We start from the raw sequence: 7,719 nt of genomic DNA on the forward strand, positions 1-7,719 counted from the left end.
CCTGAAAAGATCTTCCCATTTGCTGATGATCCTGCTGGTAATTTAATCTGTTTTGACTACAGCAGTAGCGAGACGAATCCGTTCATCGTATTTTGGGACCATGAAGGCGCATGGGAGAAGGAAGCTATCATGGAAGAGGAAGGATTGACATCACAGGAAGCCGAGGTGTATATGCGTGAACAGCTCACCTATGTAGCCGCAAGCTTTACGGAACTGTTAGAGAGTTTACGTGACTCTGAAGGTTGATAAATTCCTATAGTAGTAGAAGAAAAGCACTTGATTTTTTAAATAATCAGGTGCTTTTTCATTGAAATAATCTGCAAGGAACTTTATTTAGTGTTTGAAATAAGGTCTCAATTACTTCCTCCATTTCTAACATTTAGATCTGCAGTTAGCGGGGTTACTTGTTTAACTAGAATTTATAAAGAAAGTAAAGGCTGTGAACGGAAGAAGAGCTTATCTCGAAAAAAATGAATCTAAAGCTTCGTTAGAATGGATTCCTAGCGAATTTCAAAAGATTGACGCTGCCTCTATAACTAAAGGGTGTTTTGGGAATAGGAATTAGGCAGTTTTATTGAATAAGAATGTAATAGAGGTTTTAATAGAGCAATTAACGGAAAGAGTACCTTTTCTTTGAAGAATTGTTTGAGAAATATCAACTCGGTGCTTTTCCTTGTGGCTAAATTTAGAAAATAAATCCAAAACAATTGGAAGTACAAAATAAGTAACTATCAGTAAGGTGGTAAGCTGTAATGGAAAATAAAGATATTAGTTTGCTTGAAGAATTACTTTATAATACAAATAACGAGAAAACAATTAGGCGAATAAAAAATATAGATAATCCAATAATCCTTCATTGTTTTGCAGCAAATTATAATTGGAATAATGGATTTGATATACCAAATACAATTCTGGAAAACAAAGAGTGTGATTTAGGAACGGGATTACTAATGTTTCATTATGCAGACGGATATCGACTATTAGAAAGCCCGGAGGAAGTTTCGAATTCTCCATTACAAGAATGGAGGGTTTTTATGTTAAAACTTCAAAATAAAATTATGAATTTGACGTTTAAAACACAAAATATATCATTTAGCCCTGAATTAACAAAAATTCAAATATTCAAGTTAAAAAAAAGGAACCTAAATATTTCAGATATTCTTATTAAAAAGTCACCAGGAAATGTAATTGATATTCCTAAAATATAAATAAATATTAAAAACGAGAGTATAAAATATTTTGTATACTCTTCTTGATACACTATAGTCACGACAACTAATAATGAGAGAAACCTTCCTAGGAGCGGTACGGGTCCGAGCATGGCAGCTTCGTCAAAGACATCGTAGGGAAAACGCATACGGTGGAGAATAAGGTTAGGGCGTGGATGGCGAGTGCAGGGTCGGGGAGTAAAGGTTTTGGTAAAAGCTCTATTGAAGAAGAGGGATTAATAGTTTTAGAGAGACAGAGGTTGATTTTCACATGATGTTAAGAAAGAGAATGAAACCGCAGATTTCTTGGCAAATAAGGGCTATGAAATAAAAATGAAACTGAGATAAATGGCGGTCATGCGCGTATGGAATTTGTTGGTGAAAATCAAGAACTGAAATCAAAGTGTATGTACTTATGGACACGATAAAGACTATTTTAAATTTGTGGAATTTCGCACTGAAAACTTGCAAATAATAATAAAATTAGAAATTCATAAACATGAAAGTACTTGTCTATGAACAGGCGACAAGTGTTTTACGGATTAAGGTTATTTCATTAGTGTACGAAGTGTTCCAAAAGCGGCATCTCATTTGTGAGGAGGGTATTAAACCTTGAAAATTGAAAATAAATTAAGCTTGTTAGGGATTACAAGTAAATATGGGAATAATTCAAGTAGAGAGGTTGAAAAAGTTGAACAAACGATAGGTTTAACTTTACCAGATGAATATAAAGAGTTTCTTCACACGTTTGGCACTAAATTTTAATGATACTGAAGTCGCCTTTTATCCAGCAAACACTGTCGATCAAGAACCTTTAACGATAGTGAACTTTTATGGTCTTACTGGAGATAACTATGATATAAAATTAATTATTAATCGTTATACGGATAGGATTCCTGATGATTTGATGCCAATTGCAGAATGTCCAGGAGGTGACCAGCTTTGTGTCGGTATTAATAACAAAGCATTTGGTAAGATATATTATTGGGAGGAAAAATTGCAGGTAAATACATTGGAAGAGATGTGGGAACCTGTAACGTTGATTTATAATTCTTTTTTTGATTTAATCATGAGTTTTGAAGAGTTGAAAAAGAATAAAGACTTTGCTGATTCAACTATTGAGAATATCAAAGTAAGTAATATATTTCTTTCGAGATTTTAAAAAATAATTACTAACGTTTTGAGGAAAATGGTTTAGGAATTCGTCTTATAATAGATGTTACCAAGATGTTGCAATTTGAAATTATTGAATAACGCGTGCACTTGATTTTTCATAGGGAAATCAAGTGCTTTTTAATTGGACGTGCATAATAGTAATTGCCTTGTGGGAGAAGTCATTGAGCTCTTACGTTACTAACTGGCTATCAAAACTTAATGCCCGTGCAATGGAACAAAATGTTAAAATAGTTATCAAGAATCGAAGAAAAAATTCAAACTAAAAGCTCTCTTTATTTGAATTTTGCGAAGCCTTTTTTAGCGGGAACTTCTTTGAAAATGAGCAACAGGATATAGAAAAACACTGCCAACATCAGCGAAACCATAGAGATTCCATTTAAGGTTGCGTCCGGAAGGTGATAGACAAGACGGACTAGATCGGGAGGATGTGGGTGGTGAAATTAATCACGCATCACTCGAAGGAATTTCTCCTGAATCAAGCCAAAGGGGCAGAACATATGATGACGTACGGAAATGGCCAAAATATTTTATATCAAATAATTAACAAGGGAGAAAAATGTATGAAGAAAGGGACTTTTGCAAGATATATGAACAAAACCTTTAGAGTGAGTGATAGAAATGGCAGTCATATAGGGTTAGTTAGTGAAAATCAAGCAGATGTGGACAATGGGTTTCTAGAATACATCTATCCTAGCTACTATAAAGATAGTGATAGCTCACCTAAACTATATATCAAGGAAGTAAAGAAAGCAGATCTTGATGAACTTTATGAAGTGGATTATGAAGCAAAATACAATGGATACATTTTCAATTTAGATTTTTATGAAGACGGCACAAAACTCAGCCTTGGAACGAGTGAAACGGAACCCGCAAGGCAAAATGGATTCGAACGAACCGATAAGTACTACTATGAGAAATCAGTAAAGAAGGATGAGATTGAAATTATAGAAATGATCAAGAAACTATAATGTGTGGGAAGTAGGATAGCGATTGATACATAAGATTTATGCAGTTTGATTGTTATAGTACAAATAAACTCTTTGGAGAGTCAGAAGAGCTCAGCAGAATAAAAAAATTAACCTAGGCTACCGCTATTGGAACGATATTGTTATTCGTAACATGCCCTATTTAGAGAGGCATTATCATTGGAAATAGAAATGTTTTAGGAGGTAACTATGAATAATAGAGAGAAAGTTGCAGAAATTCTTGATTTAATCGATGATGGTGAAATAGAACAAGTGAAAGAGCTCATTACTTCAGACGAAAGTTTACTTGATTTTGTAACACCATTTGGAACATGGTTACATGTTGCCGCATTAGAAGGTCAACTGGAGTTGGTTAAATTTCTAGTAGAATTGGGTATGGATTTTAATATAAATGAAGGAATACCAAAATCAGCACCGATTGCCCATGCAGCTGGCGAAGGCGAACTAAGTATTGTCCAGTACTTGTTGAATCAAGGTGCACAATTAGATGTAAGTGACCCGGGTAGAAACCCTTTATTCTCAGCCATTTATGGTGGTCATCTGGATGTTGTTCAGTATCTTGTTCACAGTGGTATTGATCTAACCGTAAAGTACACAGGTGAGATTATGAAAAATACGGATGCCTTTAATTTTGCGCTTGAGAGAGGTCAATTAGAGATTGCTGACTATCTCAAACGAAAAATGATTGAAAGAGGTGCTGAGGTAGTAGAAAATGATCCTCCTCATGAAGATGAGGACGTAATTTTTGCGCAGATGGTCAAATACTTTGGCCCTGTGAAAAACAGTATCGGTGAACTCATTCCTGGCAGTAAAGTGGCTGTGACGATTCACGTCATCCCTTCATCAAAAGAGCACCCTTTTACGACGCTGTTTACAACCGGTATGAGTGACGAACCGATGGGCTATTCAATGGAGGAGGAGGCGTTCAAATATGCAGAACTGCTGCTGAAGTTGCCATCCGATTGGCCTGTTGAACAAGATGTTATGAACGATCCAGCCCACTTTTGGCCCATGAAGTGGCTACGCATGGTGGCGCATATTCCGCATCTGTATGAGGGAGGGCTTGACGAAGGTGTGATCCTCCCGAATGGCGATCCGCCTCAGCCTTTTGCGCCGAATACAAAATTATCATGTATCATGAGCTGTCGACCGTACGAATCGGAATTAGACTCTATTCCTACAGGACAGGGAGATGTGAACGTATTTACGCTCATTCCTATTTATGAGGAAGAAAGAATGCTCGCTTTAGAAAAAGGACATGAGTATTTACTGAAAAGAATGAGGGAACATGGCATTTCGGATGTCTTAGACATACACAGAAAGAATGTCGGCTTATAGCTCAAAGGATTAACTGATTGCCGTGAAATACTTTGATAAGAAAATCACGGTCTGGAACCTGCAATAATTCATAGGACGCTAAAAACATTGTGTTATCATATAGGACTTCTTTTAGACTAACTATAATTTTGTCCTTTTCTATATCTACTATTGAATACGGGGCAGCTGGTTTTGAATTGCACCCTAAAGATCCTGGATTTACATAGATCGTATCCGTTTCGTTACTCTCGAAAAAATGAAGTGGATGATGATGTCCAAAACATATTAAATCTTCTTCGTTCTCTTTAAATAGAGAGAGCAAATGATCTAAACTCGGCTCAACAATTTTACTAAAAGGGTCTTTGCTAATGTGTTCATTTAATTTTGCTTGCTCAATATGATAATGGATTAACAATATAGACTTACCTTCAATGGATAAAGTGATTATTCGAGGCAACTGTTCTAATTGTGAGATGAAACCTTTGTGCATATGATCCGCAATCCATTGGTGATGTTTCTTAGCGTGAGAGTGACTTAATGGATATTCTTCCCCTTTTAGAAGTGCCAAAACCGCTTCATCGTGATTTCCAGTAAGCATAGATACATCATTTCTTGCAAATAAAATTCCCAAGACTTCATTAGTATCTGGCCCTATTCCTATCATATCTCCCAAACAATAAATATGTTCAATGTCCTGCCTGTTATCAAACTCATTAAGAACCGCTTTTAAGGCAGGAGCATTGCCGTGAATATCAGCAATCACTCCAATTTTCATACGCTATCCACACTCTCTTTATCTGTTTTTAAGTGATAAATTATACCATATTTTTTCTAACAATCGGAAAACAACAAAGTTCACGAAAACAGCCTGTAAAAATCAAGATAGTTTTCGCTTGAACTTCATTAAGACCAGATTCATATATCGTAGTTTATGAGATTGAAGGTTAAGGAATATTTGAAAAAGCCAATGATCATGGAGCAGGAGGTTGAGTATGGAAAAAGGAAATGAATAGATTATATAGAGAGATAGCTGATGGAGAAAGGGACTTTTGCAAGATATATGAATAAAACCTTTAGAGTGAGTATTAGAGGTGACGATTGTATAAGATTAATTAGTGAAGATCAATCAAATGTGAACAATGGGTTTAAAAAACACATATATCCTTAGCTACTATATAGATAGGGATCGCTTACCTAAACTATATATCAAGGAAGTAAAGAAAGCAGATCTTGATGAACTTTTAATCTTATATGCTCAGAGCTAATCTATATATCGCATTAGATAAATCAAGGGTTATTGGCAATCTAGAGATTATAAGCGATTCCGATATACGTGGAGTAGACCTTAACCCTAATCAGCTTTTTGAACTGGTGGCTAACGTATCAAACAAAAGCAAGCTCTAAAAAACACGAGACGAAGCGAAAAGTAAGAATATAAAAAAGAAGAGTGCATGGATCACTCTTCTTTTTGCTTAAAAGTTGATTTCTGAATAGAATGCGTATATATTTCCTACTACATATATAGGCATCATTATATTCAGCGTAGGGTTGCCGTGTTCTTTTAAATATTTAAAGCGAATAATCGTATATACACCGATGAGTGAAAGAGAGAGAACCATCAGCATCATTATAATATTTCTAATATAGATTTGATCAATAAATGAAAGTAGAATGACTAAAACTGCGTTAAAAATCATTAGAGAAAATCTTACAGAATCGTTCTTCAGGGTTCTCCACTTTTCTTCTCCTCTTATCATAAAGAACAACTCCTCATAAGGATAGTTTCCATAGATGCTTACAGCGGTTGTATCGGTGTTAACTTCAATAGTGACACCTTTCCTTTGTTAGCCTTATCAAGTTTGTCAGACGCCTTATTAACAATAGCAGAGAAAAGCGCAATTGCTGCGGCTGGCAGTCCAGTACCTCCGAGTAATCCAGCCACTATTGGCATGATGATGCTTTCAAGGCTCATAGTGGCGACCAATTGGTTGGTTTCGGAGTTAGAAAATGAAACAGCGTAACCTCTTTTAGTTTTTTTGCCATCTGCATATTGAGGCTCAGGGAAATCTCCATTTTTCTTTCCTTCAGAAACGACCAAGTTTCTGGCGAACTCAGCGAAAGCAGGAGTGGAGTCATATCTAGTCATACGCTTTTTGTCGTACTCCATTTCTACATACTTCAGTGATACATGATTGTTGATTATTTCGACTATCTCTTTGAGCCTTTTATAATCCTTAGAGTTTTTGTCAACTGACTTATCAATATAAACTTTACCCTTGGAATCACCGTTCACTCTGATTTTTCCTTGGCTACCATAAAGTTAGGCTTGATCTTGTCTGTAGTGCAATCAATGCACTGAGATAAATTCGGCACAGAGGTAGAAGTACCCCTCACTGACGTTAGCAGTAGCGAATGGAATGAGACATACAGAGGATAGTAAAGTTAGGCTCACAAGCGACTTAGTTAAGATAGTACCCTTTTTCATGTTTGTTTTTGAGAAAATTTAAAAGTATAGGTTGTTGAAATAGATATGTAAAATTTGTAATTGTTCTAGATGATGTTTACCCAAGCTATTACAAAATAAAACAAATATATACAAATAAATACAAAAATATTAATTGGAATATAACAGTTGTATGACCGATATAACAATTAAGCAAAAGGTAGAGAAGAGCTTGAAAAATTCTAGTTAATATAAGAAAGTTATATTTTTGAGGAAAATGGACGGTTTTGATTCAAACAACTTATGCGATAAATCCTAATTAGATTTGCATATTGTAGTAGATTAGTGGTAGGTTTTTTTTTATAAAATTTTTCCGAAAGAAGCGACAGTTTTTAGTAGGGTTACTTGAACCTGATACCAAAATGTTTTTTGCAAGCAGAAAGGGCAGAAGAATGCAGCGAAATTTACATAGGTTTGCAACTGAATTTTACGTTAAATTTAATTTGCATTTTAATGAAGCAAATACAAAATTCAGCCTTGGAACGAGTGAAACAGAACCCGCAAGGCAAAATGGATTCGAACGAACCGA

At 35.4% G+C, this 7,719-nt stretch carries 9 protein-coding genes; 6 read left to right on the top strand and 3 right to left on the bottom strand.

Going from position 1 to position 7,719, the window contains the following annotated elements; all coding sequences use genetic code 11:
* The 6 genes from A374_RS01360 to A374_RS01380 form a co-directional block, all read left to right on the top strand.
* A partial coding sequence (locus A374_RS01360; protein WP_007200371.1) for an SMI1/KNR4 family protein occupies positions 1–246 on the top strand: 246 nt, incomplete at its 5' end.
* Between the two features lie 506 nt (positions 247–752).
* Positions 753–1,208 carry a DUF4274 domain-containing protein gene (locus tag A374_RS01365; protein ID WP_007200372.1) on the top strand — a complete coding sequence of 152 codons (456 nt, stop codon included), beginning with the start codon at positions 753–755 and terminating at the stop codon, positions 1,206–1,208.
* A gap of 612 nt (positions 1,209–1,820) precedes the next feature.
* A complete protein-coding gene (locus A374_RS20425; RefSeq protein ID WP_007200373.1) occupies positions 1,821–1,973 on the top strand; it encodes an SMI1/KNR4 family protein in 153 nt (50 codons plus the stop codon).
* Positions 1,957–2,370: an SMI1/KNR4 family protein gene (locus A374_RS01370; RefSeq protein ID WP_007200374.1), complete on the top strand. Its 414-nt coding sequence runs from the start codon at positions 1,957–1,959 to the stop codon at positions 2,368–2,370. The genes A374_RS20425 and A374_RS01370 overlap by 17 nt, the downstream gene beginning before the upstream one ends.
* Positions 2,371–2,818: 448 nt before the next feature.
* Entirely contained in the window at positions 2,819–3,352 is a 534-nt protein-coding gene (locus A374_RS19420) for a hypothetical protein (protein WP_007200375.1), read from the top strand.
* A gap of 207 nt (positions 3,353–3,559) precedes the next feature.
* A complete protein-coding gene (locus A374_RS01380) occupies positions 3,560–4,708 on the top strand; it encodes a suppressor of fused domain protein (RefSeq protein ID WP_007200376.1) in 1,149 nt (382 codons plus the stop codon).
* 1 nt (position 4,709) lies between these two features.
* Here A374_RS01380 and A374_RS01385 read toward each other — a convergent pair whose 3' ends face one another.
* The 3 genes from A374_RS01385 to A374_RS01395 form a co-directional block, all read right to left on the bottom strand.
* A complete protein-coding gene (locus tag A374_RS01385) occupies positions 4,710–5,462 on the bottom strand; it encodes a metallophosphoesterase family protein (RefSeq protein WP_007200377.1) in 753 nt (250 codons plus the stop codon).
* A gap of 697 nt (positions 5,463–6,159) precedes the next feature.
* The gene (locus A374_RS01390; RefSeq protein ID WP_007200378.1) at positions 6,160–6,444 is read right to left on the bottom strand and encodes a hypothetical protein; all 285 of its coding nucleotides are present in this window, start codon (positions 6,442–6,444) and stop codon (positions 6,160–6,162) included.
* A 38-nt stretch (positions 6,445–6,482) separates the two neighbouring features.
* Positions 6,483–6,980 (bottom strand): hypothetical protein, encoded by a 498-nt coding sequence (locus A374_RS01395; RefSeq protein ID WP_007200379.1) that lies wholly within the window; start codon positions 6,978–6,980, stop codon positions 6,483–6,485.
* Between the last annotated feature and the right edge of the window lie 739 nt (positions 6,981–7,719).

Source organism: Fictibacillus macauensis ZFHKF-1 (assembly GCF_000269865.1).
GTDB lineage: Bacteria > Bacillota > Bacilli > Bacillales > Fictibacillaceae > Fictibacillus_C > Fictibacillus_C macauensis.